The 23,246-nt window shown below is 59.4% G+C and carries 25 protein-coding genes; 3 read left to right on the forward strand and 22 right to left on the reverse strand.

What is annotated here, in order from left to right:
* Nucleotides 1-112: 112 nt before the first annotated feature.
* The 16 genes from FHT69_RS08275 to FHT69_RS08350 form a co-directional block, all read right to left on the reverse strand.
* Nucleotides 113-2,056: a hypothetical protein gene (locus FHT69_RS08275; RefSeq protein ID WP_183905189.1), complete on the reverse strand. Its 1,944-nt coding sequence runs from the start codon at nt 2,054-2,056 to the stop codon at nt 113-115.
* A complete protein-coding gene (locus tag FHT69_RS34130) occupies nt 2,044-4,368 on the reverse strand; it encodes a phage tail tip lysozyme (protein ID WP_246780702.1) in 2,325 nt (774 codons plus the stop codon). Before FHT69_RS34130 ends, FHT69_RS08275 begins: the two co-directional genes overlap by 13 nt.
* Complete coding sequence (locus tag FHT69_RS08285) at nt 4,368-5,375, reverse strand: tail fiber domain-containing protein (RefSeq protein WP_183905190.1); 1,008 nt, start codon at nt 5,373-5,375, stop codon at nt 4,368-4,370. Before FHT69_RS08285 ends, FHT69_RS34130 begins: the two co-directional genes overlap by 1 nt.
* A complete protein-coding gene (locus tag FHT69_RS08290) occupies nt 5,299-5,757 on the reverse strand; it encodes a GNAT family N-acetyltransferase (protein WP_183905191.1) in 459 nt (152 codons plus the stop codon). Before FHT69_RS08290 ends, FHT69_RS08285 begins: the two co-directional genes overlap by 77 nt.
* A complete protein-coding gene (locus tag FHT69_RS08295; RefSeq protein ID WP_183905192.1) occupies nt 5,754-7,577 on the reverse strand; it encodes a hypothetical protein in 1,824 nt (607 codons plus the stop codon). The genes FHT69_RS08290 and FHT69_RS08295 overlap by 4 nt, the downstream gene beginning before the upstream one ends.
* A complete protein-coding gene (locus FHT69_RS08300) occupies nt 7,574-8,281 on the reverse strand; it encodes a hypothetical protein (protein ID WP_183905193.1) in 708 nt (235 codons plus the stop codon). The genes FHT69_RS08295 and FHT69_RS08300 overlap by 4 nt, the downstream gene beginning before the upstream one ends.
* A gap of 14 nt (nt 8,282-8,295) precedes the next feature.
* Nucleotides 8,296-8,868: a hypothetical protein gene (locus FHT69_RS08305; protein ID WP_183903457.1), complete on the reverse strand. Its 573-nt coding sequence runs from the start codon at nt 8,866-8,868 to the stop codon at nt 8,296-8,298.
* A gap of 71 nt (nt 8,869-8,939) precedes the next feature.
* Nucleotides 8,940-9,725 carry a hypothetical protein gene (locus FHT69_RS08310; protein WP_183905194.1) on the reverse strand — a complete coding sequence of 262 codons (786 nt, stop codon included), beginning with the start codon at nt 9,723-9,725 and terminating at the stop codon, nt 8,940-8,942.
* A 21-nt stretch (nt 9,726-9,746) separates the two neighbouring features.
* A complete protein-coding gene (locus FHT69_RS08315) occupies nt 9,747-10,718 on the reverse strand; it encodes a phage major capsid protein (protein WP_047615939.1) in 972 nt (323 codons plus the stop codon).
* Nucleotides 10,719-10,736: 18 nt separating this feature from the next.
* Nucleotides 10,737-11,822: a hypothetical protein gene (locus FHT69_RS08320; RefSeq protein ID WP_183905195.1), complete on the reverse strand. Its 1,086-nt coding sequence runs from the start codon at nt 11,820-11,822 to the stop codon at nt 10,737-10,739.
* Nucleotides 11,823-11,857: 35 nt separating this feature from the next.
* Nucleotides 11,858-12,169, reverse strand: a complete 312-nt coding sequence (locus FHT69_RS08325) for a hypothetical protein (protein WP_183905196.1) — start codon at nt 12,167-12,169, stop codon at nt 11,858-11,860.
* Complete coding sequence (locus tag FHT69_RS08330) at nt 12,166-12,393, reverse strand: hypothetical protein (RefSeq protein WP_183905197.1); 228 nt, start codon at nt 12,391-12,393, stop codon at nt 12,166-12,168. The genes FHT69_RS08325 and FHT69_RS08330 overlap by 4 nt, the downstream gene beginning before the upstream one ends.
* A gap of 13 nt (nt 12,394-12,406) precedes the next feature.
* A complete protein-coding gene (locus FHT69_RS08335) occupies nt 12,407-14,479 on the reverse strand; it encodes a hypothetical protein (protein ID WP_183905198.1) in 2,073 nt (690 codons plus the stop codon).
* Nucleotides 14,479-16,050 carry a terminase gene (locus FHT69_RS08340; protein WP_183905199.1) on the reverse strand — a complete coding sequence of 524 codons (1,572 nt, stop codon included), beginning with the start codon at nt 16,048-16,050 and terminating at the stop codon, nt 14,479-14,481. Before FHT69_RS08340 ends, FHT69_RS08335 begins: the two co-directional genes overlap by 1 nt.
* A complete protein-coding gene (locus FHT69_RS08345) occupies nt 16,016-16,483 on the reverse strand; it encodes a terminase small subunit protein (protein WP_183905200.1) in 468 nt (155 codons plus the stop codon). Before FHT69_RS08345 ends, FHT69_RS08340 begins: the two co-directional genes overlap by 35 nt.
* Nucleotides 16,443-16,625 carry a hypothetical protein gene (locus FHT69_RS08350; protein WP_183905201.1) on the reverse strand — a complete coding sequence of 61 codons (183 nt, stop codon included), beginning with the start codon at nt 16,623-16,625 and terminating at the stop codon, nt 16,443-16,445. Before FHT69_RS08350 ends, FHT69_RS08345 begins: the two co-directional genes overlap by 41 nt.
* Nucleotides 16,626-16,789: 164 nt before the next feature.
* Here FHT69_RS08350 and FHT69_RS08355 point away from each other — a divergent pair, with 164 nt between their 5' ends.
* Nucleotides 16,790-16,924 carry a YHYH domain-containing protein gene (locus tag FHT69_RS08355; protein ID WP_183905202.1) on the forward strand — a complete coding sequence of 45 codons (135 nt, stop codon included), beginning with the start codon at nt 16,790-16,792 and terminating at the stop codon, nt 16,922-16,924.
* Between the two features lie 411 nt (nt 16,925-17,335).
* Complete coding sequence (locus FHT69_RS08360; protein WP_183905203.1) at nt 17,336-18,241, forward strand: hypothetical protein; 906 nt, start codon at nt 17,336-17,338, stop codon at nt 18,239-18,241.
* 452 nt (nt 18,242-18,693) lie between these two features.
* Here the strand turns inward: FHT69_RS08360 and FHT69_RS08365 are convergent, their stop codons facing one another.
* The 6 genes from FHT69_RS08365 to FHT69_RS34775 form a co-directional block, all read right to left on the reverse strand.
* Nucleotides 18,694-19,419, reverse strand: a complete 726-nt coding sequence (locus tag FHT69_RS08365; RefSeq protein WP_183905204.1) for a transcription termination/antitermination NusG family protein — start codon at nt 19,417-19,419, stop codon at nt 18,694-18,696.
* Entirely contained in the window at nt 19,416-19,802 is a 387-nt protein-coding gene (locus FHT69_RS08370) for a hypothetical protein (protein ID WP_183905205.1), read from the reverse strand. The genes FHT69_RS08365 and FHT69_RS08370 overlap by 4 nt, the downstream gene beginning before the upstream one ends.
* On the reverse strand, nt 19,802-20,230 hold the full coding sequence (locus FHT69_RS08375) for a hypothetical protein (protein WP_183905206.1): 429 nt from the start codon (nt 20,228-20,230) through the stop codon (nt 19,802-19,804). Before FHT69_RS08375 ends, FHT69_RS08370 begins: the two co-directional genes overlap by 1 nt.
* A complete protein-coding gene (locus FHT69_RS08380; protein ID WP_183905207.1) occupies nt 20,227-20,472 on the reverse strand; it encodes a DUF6074 family protein in 246 nt (81 codons plus the stop codon). The genes FHT69_RS08375 and FHT69_RS08380 overlap by 4 nt, the downstream gene beginning before the upstream one ends.
* The gene (locus tag FHT69_RS08385; RefSeq protein ID WP_183905208.1) at nt 20,469-21,263 is read right to left on the reverse strand and encodes a helix-turn-helix domain-containing protein; all 795 of its coding nucleotides are present in this window, start codon (nt 21,261-21,263) and stop codon (nt 20,469-20,471) included. The genes FHT69_RS08380 and FHT69_RS08385 overlap by 4 nt, the downstream gene beginning before the upstream one ends.
* A 181-nt stretch (nt 21,264-21,444) precedes the next feature.
* Nucleotides 21,445-21,756, reverse strand: a complete 312-nt coding sequence (locus FHT69_RS34775) for a hypothetical protein (protein ID WP_409527528.1) — start codon at nt 21,754-21,756, stop codon at nt 21,445-21,447.
* 483 nt (nt 21,757-22,239) lie between these two features.
* Between FHT69_RS34775 and FHT69_RS08390 the strand changes: the two genes are divergently transcribed.
* Entirely contained in the window at nt 22,240-22,938 is a 699-nt protein-coding gene (locus FHT69_RS08390; protein ID WP_183905209.1) for a hypothetical protein, read from the forward strand.
* The last annotated feature ends 308 nt before the right edge of the window (nt 22,939-23,246 follow it).

The raw sequence follows: 23,246 nt of genomic DNA on the forward strand, positions 1-23,246 counted from the left end.
ATCTGGCGTTGACGCGCTGAGAAATGTCGTTGGAAACGATTTCAACGGCGGCGTTATAGTCGGAGTTCTGTTCGTGATCGCCCTCTACTTGGTCATTTGCTGGATCGACCCGTCATCGCGTCCTCGCGGTTCCACCGTTCAGAAGCAGGGCTTTGACGACCGGATCGACTAAAGCGGGCGTCGTTCCCATCCCCTTCGCTCTCGTCAGCCCTTCGACCAGCTTTTCACGCTGTTCCCCGATGAGAGCCCGAGCCAGGCTTTCGCGCGTTGCATTACCGGTTCCGCTGGACATGAGCGCTTTGACGATGTCGTCGACCTTATCGACAGCGGCCGATCGAGCTGCACCGAGGAAGCCGCCGGCCTTGAATGCTTCCTTCACACCAAAATTTCCGCCATTGCCGCCACCCAACTCGCTCTGAGCTGCGAGGCGCGCCGCGGTTTCGCTGTTGCGGGTCACCGTGTTGGCGGTATCGGCATAGATGCTCTCGTTATCGAGCACTTTGAACAGTCGCACCGCTTTCTCTGGTCCGAACAGGGTTGCGAGACGTGCGCGGTTCCAATCCCCCTCTCCCTTGATCAGCTTATTCATGGCGGCGATGTCGTTGGAGTTCGTCCCGACAATGCGGTCAATTTCGGCCCGCGCGCCCTGCGACAGGCGCAGCGGGACCGCAGACGGCCCGATTTGCATACCCTGCGGCTGGACGCCCTGCTCCACCTCTGCAGCAAGCTCGGATGGCCGTGGCGCGGTGCGGCCGCTATCCAGGACCTGCTGACCGCGTGTCACGGCCTCGTCCTGGCGGGCGAGTTCGGAGTAACCCGCATCAATCTCCTTGATGCGCGGGACGGCGCGGGTAAGGCCGTCGTCGAGCATCTGGCGAGCTTCCACCAGTGCGGAGATCACCTTCGGATCAACTTCCGTCTTCAAAAGGCCGTCGATCGCCTGTCGGGTCTGGAACATCACGCCGGGATCGGTAGACAGAACATTGGAGTCCGCGATGTTCAGCATGTCGCGTACTTGGCGCAGCCGGGCTTGAGCAGGCCCGCGAAGCCGACTGATGTCAGCCTCCAGCGCGGACGCAATTGGCTCAGTACTGTATGGCGCGGCCTCGCGGAATGCCTCGCGATAGAGCGGCGAATGAGCATTCTGGTTTACGGCGATATCTGCCTGGATCTCCGACGGGACAACGTTTCGACCAGTCGTTTCGTCGATCGTTTGACCAATTCGAGCGTTGGCGCCCGCGGCGCGATCGGCGAGCGTGGTCCGAATCGTCGTCTGCGCCGGCCCGGGAGTTGCCGCAAGCGCACCGGCCTGCTTCTGAAGGTTCGGTCCAAGGTCTGCCGGAATAGCATCGGGACCCATCTCCATCAGTTTGCGCGGCAGCGTTGACGCGTCGAGACCGTCATCGGTGACCGCGCGCCGGAAATAACCGAACGCTTGCGGTTCCATGCCAGCCATTCGCGCTGCGGCACGAGTGCGGAGTGCATCGACGAGAGACCGGGCTCCAGCCCCAATGACCTTTCCGGCCACGGGACCACCTAAGCCAAACAGGCCACCCCAATAGATGCCTTCCTTGATCTTCTCCGCGTCACCTCCAGAGCGAACACCAGCGTCCGCCCCGCCAATGGTCGCGCCAGTCAACCCAGAGATACCCGAACGCAGGAGCAAACTTCCGCTGCCTGCTCCAAACGCTGCCGGGGCAGCCATGACGGCCGGAATAGTCCCGGCAACGGCTCCAGTTATCTGAGCCCCCTTATCGACGATCGGATTCGCTTCTTTTTCAGCTCTGTTCGCTTCATGGATGCGATCCATAACCTGATCGTATGTCTCGTCCGAGAACGCCGCGAGCGTCGCCGCTGCAGCCCGCTCGGTGCCGCCGCGGATCATCGGCCCAACTATTGGAATACCTTCGATGAGACCGCCGACGCCCGTTCTGGCGACTGAAATGGCATCATCTGCCGGCAGGCCTTGAGGCTGCTGCTGTGGCTGCCTCTGAAGCCTCAGCCGCGCGGCCGCAATTGCGAGGGCCTGCTGCTGTTCAGGTGTCATTTCTGCCATAGTTTGCGCTCCGCTGGCGTCATCTCGCCCCATACGTCAGCCGGCACCCCTTCCGGCGGCGCACCTATGTCCGCCACAGGCGGCGGCGTCAGGCTCGGCACTTCTGCGATATCCCCGAGGGTCGGCAGGACGTCGGCCTCGTTCATACCGCGCCGGCTGATGATGCCTCGATACTGTCCGATGTCGTTGTCGAGTGCTCCCCGATAGGCGCCCATGCGGCTGCGCGCCTCGGCAAGGATTGCCTGGCGAGTCTCCGGGGTGAGTCTTTGGCCACCGTTGACGCTGTTGATCATTCCCGAGAACCAGTCCGGCAGGCTCGCAGTGTTGTTGACCATGACCATTTCGCCTTCACGGACAACCGAGTTCGGGTCCATGATTTTGCCCAAGCCGTAAACAAGATTCAGGTCCGAAGCCTTGCTGTCTGTCTTCGCCGTGTCGATCATCGACTGGAAAACCGGTGCTGCCTGCTGATAGCTCTTGTAGGTCGGAAGGTTCTGGACCTCCTTGCGCAGGTTCGACACGTCTTCCGGCTTGTAGCCGGTGCCCTGATACACGACGCGCTCCTGGCCCGGGCTGAACAGCGTTTCGCCTGGTTGGACGACAACCGGCTTGTTCTTCTCGAAGTCGGACTTTTGCCGCTCAAGATCGATGTTGGCTTGCTCTGCCGCGGTAAGCCGCCCGCGATTTTCCTGCTCCAGCCGGAATTTCTCGCGCTCGAAATCGAGCTTGGCCCGATCGGCTTGCGACATTTCCGAACGATAAACTGGAGTGAGCGTGCCGGTGCGCGGGTCGCTGCGGAGCACAGTCCCATCGGGCAGCGTCTCAAACCCATACTCAGGCGGCTTCGTCAGGATCTGCAACTGCTGCGCCGCTATTGCTTTGACCTGGGGCGATGCATTCGGGTTCGTGATGGCCTGCACCAGCGATTGAACGCGCGGGTTTGCCATCGGGTTCTGTGCCTGTTGCGGGGCATTGTCCAGCGCCTGCGCAAGGCGTGCCTGTCCCGATTGCTGCGCCTGAGCAACCTGCTCTGGAGATGCAGGAGTACCGCCGAGGAGCGCCGGCATAATGCCCTTCGTCAGGTCGGCGTTGGCAATCTGCGGGCTGCGCATGAACTCGGGCGGGATCTGTGACTGAGGATCGCTTAAAGGCGGCACGTTGGCGACGTTTGGCGATGGGCCGACTGTCGACGTGGGCAATGGGGACAACGCAGCCTGTGGGGCTCCCTGTGGCGGCATGACCTGTGCCGGATCGGAGGCGCGCATCTGGCCTGCAGCACCCGGCATGGGGATGCCGATCGACGGATCAAGGCTTGCGACTTCGCCGGGGGCGGATGCGGGAGGCATGGGAGGCGCATTGGGGCGGGCGGCCGTCGTCACCTGCGGGTCGACATATCCTGGCGTCGGCGCTGCGGGCTGAGGATTGACCGGCGGGGGCCGGATCGGAGACGTGGGCGGGGTGCCATCCGGAGACACTGCGCCGGCGGCCTGTGCGGGAGAATTTGCGAACGCAAGGGCACGCTGTGTCCATGCATCGCGGCTATCGTAATGTGGGATGCCGGGACGGAGAAACTTGTCCGTGAATATGCGGCCGGCAGATTGGGCATCGGGTGCCTTGCGCAGCGCATCGAGTACGGCACCCTCCGGCGTGTTCATCAGTTCGTTCTTGAGGAACCCGTAATTGGCTTCATACGAAGTCGGATCAAGGCCGTTTTCTTGCGACCACGCTTCGAACTGCTTACGGCGCGGCCCTGTCCACTGGGCATAGCCGAAGCCGCCCCTGGAACCGGGAATGAGCGGGTTTGTCTCCTGCAAGGTGCTGAAGCCGCTGGACTCCTGCCCAAGCTGCCCGACAGCGCCCGCGGCCTGCTGCGGCGAAAGTTGGAAATCCTTGGAGAGATCCCCGACGAGGCGAGGACCGATCGTCTCCCATTCCTTGCCACTGGACGGCAGTGCGACGTTGCCGCTGCTATCTGTCTGAGGCATAGACGAGCCGGTGGCGCCTGGAGTGGACGGCTTGTTGCCGCCGCCGAAGATCGACGCCAGGAACCCGGCCGGCTTTTCAGGAGGCGTGTAGGGCTGACCCGTGATGGCAGAGATGGCCTGAGCATCCGCGGCGCTCTGCTGCTCCCCTTGCTTGCGAATGGCGAGACCGCCCATAAGCGCCTGAGCCATACGGGCGGCACCTTCCCACGGCGACTGGATAGGACTGGTGTCCGTGCCTTGCTGGAGCATGGCCGCTGCGAGCCGCTTGCGGGCGTCGGTGACATCTGCCTGCGATTGACCCGTTTCTCCGCCAAACAGGAAACCCATCACACCACCGCCTTTTCATAATCGACGCGATCGAACCCATCGGCGGCCTCGAACACCGATTCCGGATGAACCTCGCGCACATCGTCGGACATGAGGCCAAGTTGGGTCGGGCCGCCCTTCTTGTATCGGAAGGAATAGACCGGCAGCCCATTATCCAGCGTGCCGACACGTTTGATGTTTTCCTTCAGCCGACGGTCGGACCCCATTGCCCAGCCGCCAAGCAGCGACGAGCCGAGCCCGAACAGGCCACCCATTGCGGCATTCGATCGCGCCACTTGCTGGTTATAGGCGCCCATCTGCTGATTATAGTTCTCATTGATCAAGCCGGCCTGGTCGACAGTGGGAAGCTGCGTCGTTGGCGAATTCACATAGTTCGGCTGGCTGACCTGAGAGCCCGACATCAGCGCCGAAATCTCGTTCAGCGGCTGGTTGCGCTCAGTGAGGATCGAATTCTGGGCATTGGAATACATATCGCCGAGGTACTGATCCGACGCCGCCTGTTTGCGCGTGCTGAAGTCGCGCATGGCATTGTTATACGCGGCCGAACCCATTGAGATGCCCTTGTCGGCAAGGCTCTGATCAAGGCTTGCTTGGTCCCTGTCCCATTGGTTGTTGAACCCGCCCTGCCAATGGTCGTTGACGTATTTGTCAACGTTCCCTGAGCTGAGATCGACGTTCGTTCCGAGGATGCCGGAGACTTTGGCCGTCTGCTGGTTGGCGAGCTTCGCCAGTCCGAGCTGGGTTTGCTGTGACTGGTCGTAGATCGCCTGGTTCTGCGGGGAATACGACTGATAGGCCGAATAGGTCGGTAGCTGATAGCTCTTGCCGTTCTGGTCTTTCATCGTCTGATAGCCGCTGACCTTGTATTCCAGCGAGCCATCGGGCGTGTACTGGTTGGTGTGGCTCAGACCAGCGTTCGCGATTGCCGTATCAACATTGGTCGCGGTCTGTGCCGCTGCCGTCTGCGTCGGATCGGGGGCCTTTGGGGCCTTCGGCGTGGAGACCATAGGGGAAATCCTCTTTCAAAATTCCGTAGAGCAGCGCATCGCAATCGCCGAAGTAAGCCGTCTGGCGCCCTTCCAGGCGCGCGCCGAGCCTGTCGAGCGCCTTCTGGGCCTGCACGTTATCCGCACGAGTCCTGAACGTCGCTCGTCGGCACCCAAGTTGCTCGACGACATATTGGAAGGCTGCCCGCATCAGCGTGACGGAAAGCCGATCAGCAGCGAGCGAAACCTCGACGTCGTGCTCGGTCCAGACATTGAACACATAGCCCGCGATGATCCGGCCGCCCTGGACCTGAGCGATGGCGGTAAATGGCGGATGGAATGTCACCCCGATCTTGCCGCCGACCCATGCCGCGATATCCTCGCTGGGCTCGGTGACGATCAAATCGGAGCACCTTTTTCGTAGAGGACAGACCCACCGATAACCGCCGCTTCAGACACGGACCCGGACGCGCCGGAGATCAGAGCGCGGATTGTCGGCGCCAGCGCTGAACCGGCGCCCCCGGCTGATGCGAACTTCCGCACGAACGACGTGCCGGGGAATTTCGAGACGCCCCAAATGGCGGTGCCCCACTTAGCCGCGGCATTGTTCTCGACCGATGACAGAAGCGCGGTCGGGATCTTCGTCTGATAGTCTACCGATATCCCGGCATACATCATGGTGGAGACGCCGATCTGTCCCGTGACGCCGATCAGCTTCGAAAACTTGGTTGCCATGTCTTCGCCGTACCGGTTCCAAGCCCCAACCATAAGAGCGTCGATCGCAGCGCCGTTGTCGTTGGCCCCGACTTCGGCTTCGTAAACCGTGCCATCAGCAGCACCGAAGAACAGCCGGTCCCGCCAGTTCCCCCAGCATGAGGCAGCAAGCCCAACGAAACGGCACCATGCCCCTGTCTCGGTATTCATGACGAACTGATACGGCCCGAGCGACGACGGGAGATTGACGATTGCCATCTGACGCGATGGGAAGCTCGCAAGCTGCCATTCGTCCGATGTGGTGCCGGCGGTCGCCACGGTCTCGCGCCAGGTTGGGCCAATCTTGGCCGTGATGGCGCCGAGACTCGTTGCGCCGCGATCGAGCTGTACCGCCTTGGTGATAGGCACGATGCCGTCGGTGGTCATAATGGCGAGGTCGGCGCCGACGGACAGGAAGCAACGGTCGGTTCCGAGCGGCCGCCCGAGCTTGAACGTGCCGAGCAATCCCCAATTCGACGAACTGGACGGGTCGGAGCCCTGATAGACGATGATCTCGCCCTCAGACGACATGAGGACAAGGCACTGCTGCAGGCCGGTTGAAACCGGGATCGTCCAGACCCCGATGGCAACCAGCGTGCCGCCATATTTCATGTTGCCGCCGACCGGGAGCACCGTGGCTACCCCGCTGACAGCGTCCGTCGCGAGATACCAGACGTTCGTCGAGTTCTTTTCGATGAACCAGAGGCGAGACCGGTAGGCCGTGAGCGCGATCAAGAGCGACGAGTCCGAAATGCCGGTGATCATCGTCGATGAGACATAAGGCGTTGCGGTGGCGCCGGTTTCCAACTGCGCGTTCGTCACGGAACCCGCCACCGTGAGAGTGAGTGTTCCCGCAGCCGGCGTGAATGTCAGCGTGACGCGGTTGCCAACGCCTGTGCCGTTCAAAACGCCTGCGAAAGCGCCGGATAGCGTGACGGAGCCCGTTCCGAAGAAGCTCAAGGTATACTGGACCGCCTTCACAGCAACGTTCTGCGTGGCGAGCGTTGCGGTTCCAACCAGCATGTTGTTGGTCCATGTCGTGCCGTTGTACAGCAGCGGCAGATCGAGCCCGTTGACGAGGCGCAGATACTCCTGCCCCGCTGGGTTGGTGTATTGCTGAACAGACCAGTGGGCGCTGGAAAGACCGGACACGACGGCGGCACCGACTGCACCGCCAGCCGTCACGTCGAATATCTTGCTGCCGGCGGCGGCAAAGAGCCGGTTGCTCACGCCGACATACGGGATAACCGTCTCGACCTCGGCCCCGAGCCCGGTTGCGAAAGCGTTCGAACCATAGCGCGCACGGATGCGGTTTGCTTCCGGGAAGAAGTTGTCGAGTAGGAACGCCGCGTCCTTCGGCATGTCCGCCATCTCGACATCGGTTCGCCAGCCACCAATAGGCGCGATCCAATCCTTGCTGGGTGAGACGCGAGCGGTGCGCGGCGTGACGCGTGCGGGCTGTCTCGTCATGGGCCAGGCACCACAATCGTTCCGGGCCAGTAGTTATCTGGAACCTGTCCGCGGTTCGGAAGAGAGATATCCATCGGCGCTGCAGCACGGTCGGCACCGATCGCCGACTCCTTGGCCCTCTCGAAATTTTCAAGCTCTTCGGCGTAGTCGAGGCCCTTGGCGCGTTTCCAGCGCCAGATCAGCGAAAGCTCGAGAAGGTCTTCCGGGAATCGGGAGGTGTCGGTGTCGTTGGCCCACGTTTCGGCATAGGTCGTGCCGCCTGTAAGCGCGATCCAGTTTTTCGAGACGTATTCGTAGCGGATCGTTTCGCTGATATCGTTTGGATAGAATGCCAGCTTGCCGCCAAGCATGCGCCATATCTGCGGAACCGGGTTGGAGTTCAGGATGGTGAGGCGTTCCCACGTCTGCGGCTCTACCGGCCCGTTAAGCTGCCATAGCCGGGAGACGTTCCAGATCTTCGAATTCTTCACATAGCGCGCCCAATCGGACGGCGGTTCGGCCGGCTCCGGTATTGTTCCGGTTGCCGTGAAATCCCGGCGCACCACAAGCGCAGACCAATCATGGTCTTTCAGCAAATCCTTGCCGGCGCGATATGACAGGACGCGAAGCTGACCAATTTGAGGGTCAGCCGAAGACATGACAGCCGTCGGTTGGTCAAGATCGATCTCCGCGCATACGTTCTGGATAATGGTCAGCAGCGACATGCGCGGATCTCCGATCAGGCGGCTTCGCGGCCGCGGCCCTTGCCGCCGCCCTGGCGTTCGGTTTCAAGCGCTTCGAAGCGGGTCGCCATCTCCTTCATCTGCTCCTGCAGGCGGGTGACCTCGCCCTTCAGGCGCTCGTTCTCGGCGGCGAATGCGGATGCGGCGCTGGAGTTCTCAGCGGTCGCCAGATAACCGCGGGCCGCGGCGGTGAGTTCGTTCGCACCCATGCCGAGCTTCTGCTTTGCCGTATCGGAAAGCGCTGCGAGCTGCTCGACGGTGTAAATGTTGATCGCCTCCAGCTCCTTGATCTGGCTGGGTTTGAGATAGGGCCATTGCGCCAGCGGCGTGCCGGTCAGCTGCTCGCGGGCGGCCGCGCCTTCCTTGAAGCGCTTGTAGGCCTCAGAAAAGCGGAGTTTGTCGTTCTCAGTCACCTCGCGATAGACCTCGGTGTGTTTGTCGCCGGCGATGAAGATGCGGACGAATTCCTTGTCGGCGAAGATCGGACGCCCTTCCTTCTCCGTCAGAAACGTCTGCTCGACCGGTTCGAGACTGAAGGAAGCGTAAATACCAGTGTTGTTATCGGCCATGGTGATTGTCTCGCTGTTGATGGCGGGGGAAAAGGAAACGGGCGCCGAAGCGCCCGCCACTGATCGGTGGTTTAGTTCACTTTCGACAGGTACGGACGCATCAGCGTAGCTTCGAGCACGCCCGTTGCCGTGACCGTGATGCCGGTGCCATTCGCGGTGGCATTTGCGGACATGGTGATGCTCTGGACCACGCCAGACGGGCTATAGGTGATGCTGCTGATGGTGGTGGACGCCGGGATGCCGGTGCCGGAGATGGCGGCGCCGATGAACGGCCCACCTTCCAGGGTGACGCTTCCGAGAGCAGACAGCACAGCGGAGCCGTTGACGGTTGTCGCTGTGAACGTCTGGTTGGCCGCAGTGAAGTTGACGCCCTGGATCGCCTTGCTCGATGCCGTCGGCGATGCCGGGGCCGTTGCAAGACCTGCCGTCGCCGTGGTTTCCGCCACGACAAGAGCTGCAGTCGCAGTGGTGACGAGTGCCGGGGCTTCGCCGTTGCGCTGGATCCAGATGTAATAAGTGCCGGCCGCAAGGCTGATGGCCTGTGCCGGTCCACCAGACTGCGTCGGGGCCTGGTTTGCCCCGGCAAAGACACCGCAGCGATTGCCGACAACGGCAGCCGCCGTGGTGAGCAGCGAGGCGGTATAGTCACGGTCCCATTGGAACCATTGACCGGGCTGGAGCGTGGTGGTCGATGCAAGAACGAGCTTGCAATAGACCCACTCGGATTCCTTGTTGCCGCCAGCGACGGAACCAAGAGCGAAGTTCGGCCCCGGAATACCAGAGCCGGCGACGATCGGGCCTTCGACGACGAACGGGTTCGCGCCAAGACGATCGGTCTGGGAAGTTGCGATGGTCATTGGAGTTGATCCTTTCTCGACTTAGGCGAACAGCACGCCCTGCAGGAAGGCGTTGTTCATGGTGAGGTTGCCGGCGAAGCCCATGAGCTGCACGAAGGCGTCCTGGTTGGTGTTCATGCGCTCGTCGCCGATCGGCGCCATGTCGCGGTCGCGGTGCGGGCGGTAGAACAGGTACTTGGTGTTCAGGAAGAACATCTGGTTGAGGGGCGCGCCGCCGCCGAAGCCGCCGTCGAAGATCACGTCGGCGCCCATGTACTGGAGCGACTGGAAGCCGGCCATGCCCTTATCCGCCGAGGTGATGCGCTGGATCGCCTGCAGCGATTCCCAGTAGAGGCGGAAGAAGTTGTTGTCGGCGACGACAAGGTCAGGAGCGTCGGAGCCGCGAACGCAGGACATATAGAGCCGGTTCATGTAGCTCTGGATGTTCGTTGTCGAAGCCGCCGCACCGCCGTCGGCCGAGGCCGAGAACTTCTGATTCCGCCAGAACCCCCAGGTGGCGCGCGAGATGCCGCCGACGGTGCCAGAGGTCGGAGAGGTCGAGATCAGCAGCTGCAGGCCGCCGATCTGCCGCCCGCCATCGGCGGTGCCATCGGAATAGCAGTCGAGCGCGATGTTGTTCTTCAGCGTGGTTTCGGCGTTCTCGATGCGCTGTTCAAGCAGATCGAGGACCGCATCCTCGCCGGAGTTCTGCAGCTGTTCGAGGCCGGACATGGAGACGGCGACCGCGGCCTGCTTGAGGTCGTATTCGGCGGCGGTGATGACGTCGGAGGGCGCCACGTTCAGAATGTCGTATCCCGAATATCTGCGATAGGTCGAGTTTTCGGCATATTGCAGTTCCTGAACGATGGTGCGGCCGCCCGAAACGGGCTTCTTGCGGCCGCGGCTGTTCAGACGATTGAGAAGACCGTTGTTCTTCGTCACGTCGTCGGCGACCGTGCCGCTGCGGTTGCGCAGCGTCGTGGTCACGATTTCAGAGAGGTTTGGGGAAACCATGGATCACTTTCCTTCTGGTCAAACGCGACCGCTGGCAGCGTGCAATGCGCTGCGGAGGGAGTCGCGGATTGAGGTTGGTTGGCCGGCGCCGGCGCCTTGGGTTGGCCCAGGTGCGGAAGAGCCGGAGATCGATCGGGAGGCGCGGCGGGCCTGATCTGCCGCTGCGGCCCTTTGGGACGTCTGGTCTTGGACTGTGTTCGCCGGCGCAACCTGGCTGATCAGTTGCTGGCGAATATCGGGACGCATCCAGCATGCGGCGTCGTAGGCGTCCTGGAGGCTCGATGCTCGCCCTGTGCTGATGAGGGCAACCATATCGTCCAAGACGGCTTCGGCGTGCTTGTTTGCTGGATCGGAAACGAAGGCATTGACCTGAGTTTCAGTGTCTCGCTTCCGGAGAATCTGTTCAACCGTTGCCTCGACGTTGACGGCCTGAGGCTGTGGTTGCTGTTGAACCTGCTGCGGCTGGCGCTCCAGGATCTGGTCCTGCTGACCGGCGACAAGGGCGCGAAGATTGACGCCTGCCACCTTGGCGACGTGAATGACTGTGTTGATGGGATCGCGGATCAACGCGTTTTCCCAATCGATCGCCTTTCGCATGACGTCGGCATGGGTCATGCCGGCCTGCTTGACGATAGGCGTGAATTCTTCGAGCCCCTTATAGTCTTGCAGGACACGAAAGCCGTTGTCGACTTCCTGCTCTCGCTTCGAAATGGCCGCCTGAACCTCCGCCGGCAGCGCGCCGAAATGCGCCTTGGCATCGGCTGACCAGCCAGGGGGAACGCGATGCGTTGCGACGGGCTGCTGCTCTGCGGCCGGGGCTGCTGACTGCGCAGCCTGTGGGGTTGCCGGTGTATCTCCGGGCTTCGTCGCTGTTGCCGCCGCCTGCTGAGCCGCTGGTGCCGTTGCGCCCTTGTCCGTCTCCTTCGGGGCAAAGCGGCCGTGCTCGTCGCGCTGGCGATCCATGTTGCCGGATGCGGAAACATTCCCGTCGGCACTGTCGATCGCCGCCCGCAAACTGTCGCGGATGCTCACCGGCTTTTCGGTAGCTGTGGACGTGCCGAGGTCTTCGCTGCCGTTGCCGGCCTCGTTAATCAGGTCTTCCATGTCGGATGTTTCCTATTTCGGGGATTGATGCCCGTTCAGGCGTTGTATTCGGCGTAGACCCGCCGCAGTTCATTGCGTATCGCTTTTCGATCCGTCTTCGACTTCTCGATCGGCTGCGGCTTTTCATTGCCGATCTCGACCACGCCGGCCGCCCGATAGGCGGAGCGCAGCTTGGCTTTCGAGGTGTAGTGCCTGCCGTCATGCATCGATTGGATATCGATGTTGTCGCTGACGAAATGCGGCGCCGGCAGATCGGACTGCGCCAGGTTGTCAGCCGGCATGCAGTTGTGCGGCCACTTGTCGAGTGCGTGCCAGCCGCCGCAGACGCGGCAAAGTCTCTCTCTCATGCCGTCTTCCTTGATTGTTGCGACAATTCGCAACGAATCCAGCTAAGAAGCATCAGCTGCTCTATCGTGTCGGAAGTCTCCAGGCGCTCCTTGGCAAGCTGAGCCAACCGGCTGTATTGGTCATCGGTCAGGCTTCGCGCCAGGTTGACGACTTCGCTCAAATGCCCGATGGCCTCGGCATAAGTCCTCTGGACAAGCTGGTTGGTGGTGACCTCGTCGCTCATGGTTTGAGCTCCTTCACTGATAGGCTGGCTGCTGCGCCTGGTACTGCTGCAAGGCCTGTGCCGCCATGTCGCTGCGCGCCTGCTCGATGGTGGTTCGGTGTTCGATCTGGGCCTGAGCAAGACCGGTTTGCGCCTTCATCTGCTCTGCGTCGGCCTTAATCTGCGTCGTCTTGAGGTTGATCATGTCCTGCGGCGTCGGTTCCGGCGGCTGCGGCGGCGCGGTGGCTGCCTGCGACAGTTGTGCACCAACCTGCTCCAGCGTGTTTTCAAGCTGGCGCCCTGCCCTGAAGCCACGCGCGGCGAATAGAAGCGTTTCGACCATCACCGGGACGAGCATCGGCGTCTGCTGAGCGATAGCCCCTGCCTGTTGCATAAAGCCGCCGACCATCTGCACGAACTCCATGCGGCGCTGCTTCTCCGCATCCTCGTCGGGCTCGATCGTCGAATCCGTCTCAATGTCGATCCTGAAGCCGCGCACACTGTCATTGCGGAGCAGTTGCACGACTTCGTCGATCGTCGGCTGCTCCATCATCTTCTGGACCTCAGGAGGCAACTGAGGCGGTTGCGGCGGGGGCGTAGGCTGGCCCATCTGCTGAGCGCGCTGCGCTGCCTGTTGCTGCGCCATCTGCAGCTGTTGGATCTGCATCTCAACCTGCTGCTTCTGCTGCGCGGTCGGAAGCTGGATGCCGCTGACCAGCATCAGGGTCTCGGGCTGGAACTGGTCGCAGATGATCTCGCCGGCGAGGTTGACGATATCCCGCGCAAACCGTGCCAGTTCAGCCTGGCGGTCCCTGATGCGGATAGATCCCCACTGGCTTTTGATACGCTGCGCCGTCGCCGTCTCGGACGCCTGGGTATCGCCGCGGACGATGTCGGAGATGCCGGTGATCTGATAGACGTCTTCGATAAGCTGCTTGCGGGCCTCGATACAGGCCACGATCACCTTTTGAACATCGTCGATCGGCAATGTCACGACGGCCTTCGATCCGCCTTTGTCCGAGAATGCCGCCCACTCGGGAATGGGCACCATCACCGTATCGTTCTCTGGCCGCATCGCCTTTTCGATTGCGGGCGATACCGCCCCATCACCGGACGGGTAGAAGATTTTCAGCCGGAGCTGATCGGTAAGCTTGTTGATCCGCTTCGTCAGCAGATCGATTTCGTCGCACTGGCCTTGATAGTAGACATAGTCCGGGACCGGAATGAGCGAGCTCGTCGACATGGTTCCAAACGCGGGGCGCGGGCAAGGCCAGAAGCCCTTTAACTTCAGCGGCGGCTCTGAGACTTCAAGCGCAACGGGGCAGCCGTCGGCGATCCAGACCGTGTAGTCCTCGGTCTTGCACCAGATCTCCCAGACGTAAATCTTGCCCTCGTTCTGGGCTCTCTCGGTCTGGTTGGTGCCGTGGTTCGAGCCGGCGCCGTTCGCGGCGATATATTCCCTGCCTTCGGGGAAACGCTTATCGAACTCGCCATCTGTCATCGGAACGCGGCGCGCCACCCAGGTCACGTCTTTCCAGCGCCGCGCTGGCGAATGCAAGAAGTCGGACCAGTGCACATAATCGATGCAGATCCGTTCGTCGGTGATCTCCTCAAGCGGGGAGCCACCGCCCGCCGGCATTCCAGGCCCATCGGAAGGCTCGACGCCCATATCCAGCGGTGCGAAATCTGCCTCATAGCGGAGCCAGACACTGCCGCGGGCGCATAGCAGGAAGTCATCGCGAACCGATCGCATGACGGAATCGAGATCCGCATCTTCGCTGGTATAGGACAGATTGCGCTCGACCAGTTCCGAGGCCATGCGCGCCACCGGCTGGGCATCCTTGAAGCGGCGCTCGACGACTGGCTGCGGAACCCGCGCATAGATCGCCGGCTGCAATACCGAGATATTCGCCCAAAGCATTGCGAACCGGCGCTTGGCGCTCTGCTGATCGTTCTGCTGCAGGTAGATCTTTTCGATCTTCGTGCAGCGATCGACCCATGACTTGAAATAGCGCTGGGCGCGTTCGATCTCCTGCTGCCAGCGCGCGCCGACCTTCGCCAGGTCGTACTGCTCTTCGGCCGGCAATGTCGTGGATTCGTCTTCCATCAAACGTGCTCGCTATAGGTCGGTGTGGAGTTGACGAAGTCGTTGAAGGTCATGGTCTGGAACGTCGGCAGCGGCTTTGGTTCTGGCTTCAATGGTTCGGCCGCCAGGCCGGTGAAGATGATAGCGAGGCCGCCGAAAGCGTCGGCGCCGTGCGAAGCCCAGTTGTGCAGCGGCTCATCTCGGAACACGCCAAGATCCTCGTCCCACTCTTTCCGGTAGTTGCGCAGGCACTTCACGCCCTGAGCACATCCGGCCTGGTCAAACTCGACCTTCGCCAAAATGCGCCGGGTACCGCTGATGCGGTCGTGAACATAGGCGCGCTCGACCTTCCGGACGGTACCGAGGTTTCGAGCCTTGACCTCCTGCAGCATGATCTCGATGCGCGTCATGCCGCCCCGCGTCCACTCCCTGACCTTGATGTCATGCGGCATATTGTGGACGCCATAGACGTAACCATGCTCCTCAGCGCGGCGCTCCAGCTCGTCGAGCATGCCATCCATTCCAGTGCCAGTGTGCTCGAAGTATCCGATCATCCGCACTCGGCTTGGGAGAACCTGAAACAGCCAGACGCTGTTGGTGTCGTCCATGCCAATGTCGGATATCGTGTGGACCGGATAGCCAGCCACATGCGGAAAGATGCCAATGCGCTCCTCGGCATCGGCCACCGCCATCTGATCCGAATAGTATGCGCCCTCAACGCTGGCTTCGAACGCTTCCGCCGGCGATGACGGATATTCCCGCTTCATGTCACCGAGCTGGGTTTCTGCCTTTTTGACGTACCAAGCTTTCTGCCCGTCTGTCAGTTCGATGCCCTGGTCGGCCAAAGTGCGAAAGTATTTGGCAAAGGCCTCGGTGATGATGACGCCCTCGGGCGCGATCGAATATTGCGGTTCCTTCCACCACGGGAAGAAATGGAATTTGAAGTCCAGTTCCGTCAGCTTCGACGACTGCCGCTGTTTTACCTGAGCGTCTTCGCAGAGGGAGTAGAAGTGCCCCTCCTGCCCTTCGGCGGTGCTCTCCACGAAAACGAGCTGGCCGGCCTGCACCGTGTTCAGCGCGCCGGTGCGGACTTCCCTCGCCTTCTCTGGATATTTCGCGCAGAGCTTCCCGTACTCTGAGATGTGCAGGTACTGCAGGGTGCCCGACCGGAGCGAAGTACCGACGCGGATGCTGGAGTTATTGCCCAGCAACAGTTCCGTCTGGTTATCCCTCATGATTGGCACCGCGTCGCGGATACCTTCCGGCAGGTTGTCGTAAGGGTATTTGACCTTGTCCCGAAAGATGGTCTGCGCATCGCCAAGGGTGTGAGCAATGGTGCCGGCGCGAATGTCCCGGTTGAAGACGCAGGCATCCAGCATGAAGATTTGGATGAACGTGGTCAGGCCCAACTGCCGCGCCTTCAGCAGCACATTGAGGTAATGCATCTGCTCGAAGAACGTCATCTGAGCCCAGTTCATTTCGAACCTGACCCGTTTGCCTTCCTTGTCCGTGATCCAGTAGAGGTTGTTCAGACGCCAGCGCCAGTCCGAGAACTGATCAACTGCCGCTTGGAAGTCCGCGGGTCTTGCCATTGATAGCTTCCAGGAGCTGCGACACCTCGCCGGTCACACCGTGTTCCAGCTCGACCTTGGCGCCGTATTTCTTCGGCTTCAGTTTCTCGGCAATCCACTGCCGAGTAGCGATGCGGAGCTGCGAGCGTCGAAGGACTTCGCCATTCTCGACCCATCGAGTTTCGTCACCGAAGTTCTTCTTCATCCAGTCGTTCGAGCCATCGTCAGCAATCTCGACCATCTCGTCGACGAAGCCGTCGGCCTGGATCTCGCGCGCCTGCGCGTACTTGGTCCGAAAAGCGGCTTTGTCGTCATCAACCAGCCAGGCAAGGACGGTGGATTTCGCCGGCATAGTGTCATCCCGGCAGATCGATCGCAGGCTTTCGCCGTCAGCGATGCGCTCACAGATGATGTCAGCGAGTGCCGTGGTGTACTTCGTCGGTCTGCCTGTCATGATCCCCTGCCTTCTGATCGGCTGGACGAGTGGTGATGAATGTGGGCTGAAATACCTCGTTGGAGTTCAGCAGTATTCCGATCTCGTTCAGCGGGATGTTCTTGGCGGCGCCCCGCGAGGCTGGCGCAATCGAAGGGTTCATTGCAGTTCTCGATTCAGTGTCGGAAGCATACGCCCCAGCATCGTTACACGCTGCGGCTGTTAACTATCGTGTTGAAAACGAGTCCTGTAAGTTGAATTACAATCGACTTCTAGTCGAGCGGGTGATTTACTAGAAGCTGTAAATTCTTTGGGGGGAATCAACCTATGAAGTTCGTCAGAATCGCTCTCGCAGCGACCGTATTTGCTATGTCTGCAATCAGCGCTTTCGCTCATGGTGGCGGCCTCGATAAGAACGGCTGCCACACCAACCACAAGACCGGCGATTACCACTGCCACTGACATTAGGCTTGAGGCTTAGAGACAACATGTACACAAAGAATGGAAAGCCGCTCCAAGTCTCGGGCAGCACCATCTACAGCCGATCTGGCAAGGTGGTAGGACGTATACAGGGCTCAAAAGTATTTAGCCCAGCTGGAAAGTATGTCGGGACTATCGTTGGTGACCGGCTTGTTTATCGATCGACGGACAGCGCTTCTATAAGCTCGCCATTTTCGGCAGCGAACAAGGCCGGAATCGCCAGAGCCAATTCTGCAGGCAACGCGATTTGGGGTGAGGAGCCCGATATTCCGGACTGAAGGTACTCTCGGCTCTTTTTCCTGGATTGGCGGAGTCGTAGACGATATCTTGGGGCAAGCTAGACTCCACACAATGAATCTGATTGGATTATGTTAAGCGCATTAGGATGTGGAAATGGGGACAACCACGATCTGGCAAAGGCTCGTTCGAGAGATCGATTGGCGCGATTGGCGTGTTAGATGGGTGCTCGGATCGACCGCCGTTACTACTATAATTACAATAGCGATATACTATTTAAACGAAGACGCGACCAACCTAACTACCTTTTGGGGATCATTTTACACCAATTGGGCAAGTGGTTTGGCTCTGACAATTGCCGTTACACTAATAGTAACGATTGCTCAATTTGCTCGACCCGATCAAGAGGTATTCGAAGCCCGTGCTCGCAACCTGCTCCGCAAGCAGACCGGTCCTCATATCGACTACATCATTCCCAAAATACAAAAACTTCTCGTTCCGTATTGCGAATTCGTCGAAAGGGAAATGGTGATCGCGGAGTTTGATAAGCCCACCAACCTGCTTCGAATAAATCAGCGGACGCACAACGAATTAAAAAGCTATCTGAACGACATGCCCGTCACGTTCAGCACCAAGCTTGCATACGAAAACGGCACGGCCGCGCCGCCTGGCCGAGATTTTTGCTCACTCAGCTATTTGAAAGTAGATGGTAAGTTGATCGGGGGAGCTGAAGACTTCGAGACCTCGATTTCTCGACCCTTCAACATGGAGATCATTCCTCACAACAAGTGCGAAATTGACCATCGTATGGTCTTTTGGATCGAGGCCGGCGTGGAACCTAATCGGCATTTCCCAGTTAGGTTTACCCGCAGGCTCGCTGTAAAAGTCGCAAATCAGTTGCAATCGAGTGGTATCGTGGCAAAGTTCACTCATCCTCACGTTCATGATGTCAAAATTGGCCCCGGGGAGTCAGTTTTGATACTCGAATTGCTTGACCTAGTCCCCCCCAGCAAGGAGAACGGTGAACCACCTGTTTACGAGTTTACGTTAGAAGTGACTTGACTGTACTCGTTGTTTACCCCACTTAAGTGCATAGGAGAATACGATATGAGACATGGTGATGATATCGGCTTCTAACGAAGCTGTGGCCCTCGCTCAAAAAGCGAGGGCCTTTATTTTTGTCCGGCGTGCAGTGATGGGGGCCACCATCCTTGAGCTGTTTGTAACTTAAACGCCAACAGGACTTTCCCGGCAGTTCGTATTTTGGTTTCGACCGGTCGCCCGGTGCTCAAATTTCCGTGAACTGAAAGCCTCAATCGAGGCCCACCGCGGGCCGCCCGATCAAGGAGCGGCGGCGTTCGTTGCGCAGCGTCGGGAGCTAAACCGTTTCGTCTGGACGCATTTCTTCTATCGTGCGGATTGCTGCTTATCCGCGTGGACCGGCGCTCTGCGCACTGTACGTCCACCAAATCAGTGCGCAGATATTACCATCTAGTTATGCGTTTGCAAGCGGATCAGCCCAATTTCAACAACTGATCCATCGTTTTCATAACCAAAACGCGAGATGAAGGCACCCGAAGGCTTCGGGTCAAGCCGCCGGCCAACTCTGAATGCTGGGCGTTCCGGATCTTGCGGCTGGCCCTCGACGAGGCAGCCTTTTTGATCTCCACCATCTCGCGATCGACTTCCTCCTGCCGCATCCGCAAGGCCTTCTCCAGCAGATACTTCTGGTCTTCTTCCCAGACCATGTAGCGGAGGCGGTCAATCACCTCTTGCGGGAAGCTGAACGGCTCGGAAGCGTCGCCGTAGGTCCGACAATACTTCAGGAGTTTGCCGACACCTTCGACAGCCTCGACCGGCACAAACCGTTGTGTCGGGAGGTTGACGAACACATACCCCGTGAAGATGGGGAAGCGCCGTTCGATCAGCTTCTTATTTCGATGATGCTTCACGACGATTCGGTAGGTCGGCATGAAGGATTCGAACCCAGCGTTGGAGAGGTTGCGCTCGATAGGGCTCACACATGGTGGCCTGCCGTCATTGACCGGCGCCGACGGTGAGCGCTGGGACCCTGGCGCTGCCTTGACCGCAAACCAAAGATCGGCCGCGGGCTTCCACTCGCCCGCCCTGCCTTCATCTTGGCGAACCTTACGGAACCGGAGTTCCTCGGCCCGCGTCTCCTTCGCCAACTGATCTTCCTTGTAAGGGTTGAAGGCGCGATTGAGGGTCTGAATGTTCAAATCTTGATATCCTTCAGCTTGTCCATGATTGACCTGCGGCGTTTCTGGCCGGCGGAGCGGGCTTGCTCGCGTTGGGCCTTCGTAGGCTGGAGACCGATCGGCACCTGCTTGACGGTGAAACCCTTGCGTCGGAGTGCTCCGACCTCAATGAGGCAGGACTCCTTGTCCAGGTTTGCGTGGTGCTGATCCTTTCGGCCGTTCTCTATGCGATCGATCCGCCAGTTCCTGAAGAGCTGCTCTGGCAGCTGGTAGTACTCGTAGGCGACGATGACAGGCGTGGGCCGGAAGCCTTTCGTCGCCGTCTTGATCCGCTCGGCATTCACCTTGCCGAGCAGCTTCTCCATCATGCGCTGCTGCACATCTTCGGGAAGTTCGTCGACCATCACTTGCCCCTCGCCTTCTCGGCTAGATACACGGCCGGATCGATGCGTTTCACTTCCGAGGCGGCACCGAAAGTGCCGAGCTTGTAATCCCGGAACTTGCGTTCGCCGGCCGGGTCAAACTTGGATGCCGCGACGGATCGAACCCAGCCGGGCGCCTTTGCTGCGTTGGCATTCATGCGTTGCTGGACCTTCGCAGCCTGGCGCCTGCTCGCTTTCTTGCCGTTGCGGCTTGCTGGCTTCTCCGGCTTGCCCCAGAGGACCTTCTTGTTGCTACGAGGCCTAGCTGGCATCGTGTCGTGGTCGATACGGTCGAGCGCCGACCAAGCCGCGGCGTTCGTATCAAACGGACCTTCGACCACCTTGCCGCGCTGATCGGTGATCTGGAACTGGCCATCGCCGTCACGGGTGACGTTGAGAATTTTGGTCATGCCGCGCCCTCAATTCGTTTTGCAATTTCTGTATGAACTGCCTGCCAGAACTCGAATAAACGCTCGCCTTGCTCCTGCTGCGGAACTCCATTCCTTTCCATATGTGAGATGAGACCAGCCGAAATTTGGTGCCGGTATGCCTTCGCCAGCTTTTCCGATCGTGATCCAATGAGATTGACAGCAACCGCTCGAATTTTTCCGATCCGGCACGTCAAAGGGAAGACGCAGATTTCAGCGGTCATGCGGCCTCCCTCCCCAGCAACCCCAGCACCCGGCTCGGGGTTAGGGTTCCATGCAAAAGGAAGTCTTTCAGCGTCCCCCTGACCAGATGATGGACCGCGTAACCATGGCAGATCTGATCGAGCACGTTTTCGGCTTCGGTTTCATCGATCGGGATTTCATAAGGGGAGTCAGTGTCATCGCCATGGGACGCTATGGCGTAGGGGTTATGCTCTAAGGAGAACTCCCCGCTTTCTATACCTAAGAAAACTTCATGGGTTCCGTTAAAGGATTTAGTGGACATCTTTGTCCGCTCGCGAGTGGACATCTGAGGCCGGAAGGCGTTTTCGCGAGTGGTCAAAAATGTCCAGTCGCGGCGCTTGCGGTCCTCTTCTCGGGCATCCCTTTTCGTGGTCAGGTAGTCCGCAATCTGAGACACCTTCTCCTCATTTTTTAGGAAGAGATAGTTGTAAGTGTCCGTTCGACCGGTGCGCCAAGCGTAAAGCCAGCCTCGCGCTACGAGAGCTGCTATCGCGCGCTGAACCGTTTTCTCTTTGCCGATCGAGATAGTCTCGCAAATCGTTCGGTAGGACGGGTAGCAAAAAAGCGTCTCGCTGTTCACGCTTTCAAGCAGGAACACAGCCACGGACTTCACCGTGGCCGTCATCGTTTTATCGAAGTCGCGCATGATCCAGCTCTGCAGCTCAAGTCTGGCCGCAGTAAACGCCTTGCGTTCTTCGTCAGTTGGCTTCCCCTCAATCTTGGGGAACTGTAATGCCCATTCGTTTTGTGGTGGGGTATCCCGTGGCTTCAACCGAAAGCCCTCCGATACAACCGGAACTTTTGGGCCAAGGCGCAGGCCTCCGCAGCCTGTAAAGAGGTCAAAGCGAATTTCGCTTTAAGGTGGGGGATGATGTCGGACCGCGGTGGATTGTCCGCGACCCATTGAGCTGCGACAGTAACGGCCGGGTCCATGTTGATCTGGCGAGGCTCTGTCACGCTGACTGTCCTTGCAGAACGACCAGTTCCGAACACAAGCGATATCGCGCATGCGTCCCCGGATACTTCCCCCCGTGCGCCTCGTGTCGAGTTTCGATCGCGAAACCGAAGCTCCGCAGTCGATGGATGTAGTGGGCAGTACGTGGGGCTGGGTTTTCGATCGAGCTGAAGCCACTAGCGCCGGCGTCGATCAACGTCTGCAGCGCCCAAGCATTTCGCCCTACCACCGTAATCGGTGAACTAACCGGACGGCCGTTATCCATTATCTGGACTCGCATCCGGGTTCGTGCTTTACCTGAGTTGTTCATCGGCGCTCCTAGAGGCTGCTGGTGATGGGGGGTCGCTGAAAAGCGATTTCGTTAAGGGCGGTGGGGATCTCTGAGTTTGGCGACCTGGATCCCCGCCGCTTTTTGTTGAGGGCCGGCATCATGCGGCACTCTCCTTTGCCCGTTCGCGCTCCCACGCGACCAGATCGTCTTCCTTAAAGAATTTCCGCCGATTGACGACCATCGGCTGGGGGAACGACAGTCGATCATCCTTTCCCCACCTGTGAAGAGTCATTTCCGAAATGCTGTAGCGAGCGAGAACTTGGGCGCTCGTAAGGAAATTTCCGTGCAACTTTTCGTTCCTTCCATCTTGTCCATGGTCCGTTCTGTGAAAGCCACCAGTTCCATCACTGGTGGCTTTTGGTACCTGCTTGTTCTACCAAAATTCGCCTGTTGATGGAAGTCGTGGCGGCTTGCGGTCCCCTGATAATTGGCATATTCCCCAGGATAAACTTGGGGATTGACATGTCGATCGAAGAGCCAAAGACGATAAAATTTCAGCTGATGCTATCCGAGGCGGAAGCGAAGGCGATCGATGACTGGGGATTTGCGTACAGGATACGTTCAAGGGCGGAAGCGATCCGCCGACTTTGTACCTCGGCGCTGGAACTGGACGCTCACGCTAATGCAATTGATGAAGCCTTCGGGGCTTTGGAAACCCAGAGCTTTAGTTTCGTCGAGCGAGTTCGAGAGGTATCAAGGCACACCGATCCTCGAAAAAACGACCGTCTCGCCCTGTTAGCAACTCGCTCGTCGGAAAATATATTCAGTGCTTTAAACGATCTAACGATTGATCTCGATGCCGCATTAGGTGCCGCGTTAGCAATTCGAACTGCGGACACACTTGATAAAGCGATTGAGGTGTTGCGCGAAAACCGGCGGCGGCTGCAAGAGGTTTCGAAGGCACTCGCGGACAGGCGAGCTAAAGCCCGCGCTGAACGCGAGCGACTGCGATACGTCGACTTCCAGAATGCGAGCAGATGGATCGAGGATGCAGTCAAGTTGAGCGAAAGTGAAATCGCCGATGCCGACGAGGTTGTTATTAACGCGGTAAAGGCGTGGCTTGCCGAAGCCAAAGCTATTAAAGCCACGCGAGAACAGGAAGATCTGACGAGAGAGCAGGAACGCCAGCGCCAGCAGGATGAGGCTGAGAAATCCAAGTAGTTAGCGCTTCTGTCGGACGTGAGCCCTATCCACGATGCTACTTGGAACTCGACGGCGCTTGGGCTGCAGCTTCCAACAGCAGATCCCTCACCCAGTCACTCAGACTCGCCGCCCCCGCATCCTTCGCCGCTTTGGCCAATAGTTCGTTTTCTGAATCAGTCAGCATCACAACAAGACGCTTATCTCTCTTAAGATGCGTCGGCACCGGCGGTCGTCCCATTTCACTCTCCGTGGCTTTCTGGCTCCTTCTATATATCTGATGCATAACTATGACAATATTTATTTCCGTTGTTATTGACATGGTTAAT

Origin of the sequence: Rhizobium sp. BK008 (assembly GCF_014197345.1) — a bacterium.
GTDB lineage: Bacteria > Pseudomonadota > Alphaproteobacteria > Rhizobiales > Rhizobiaceae > Rhizobium > Rhizobium anhuiense.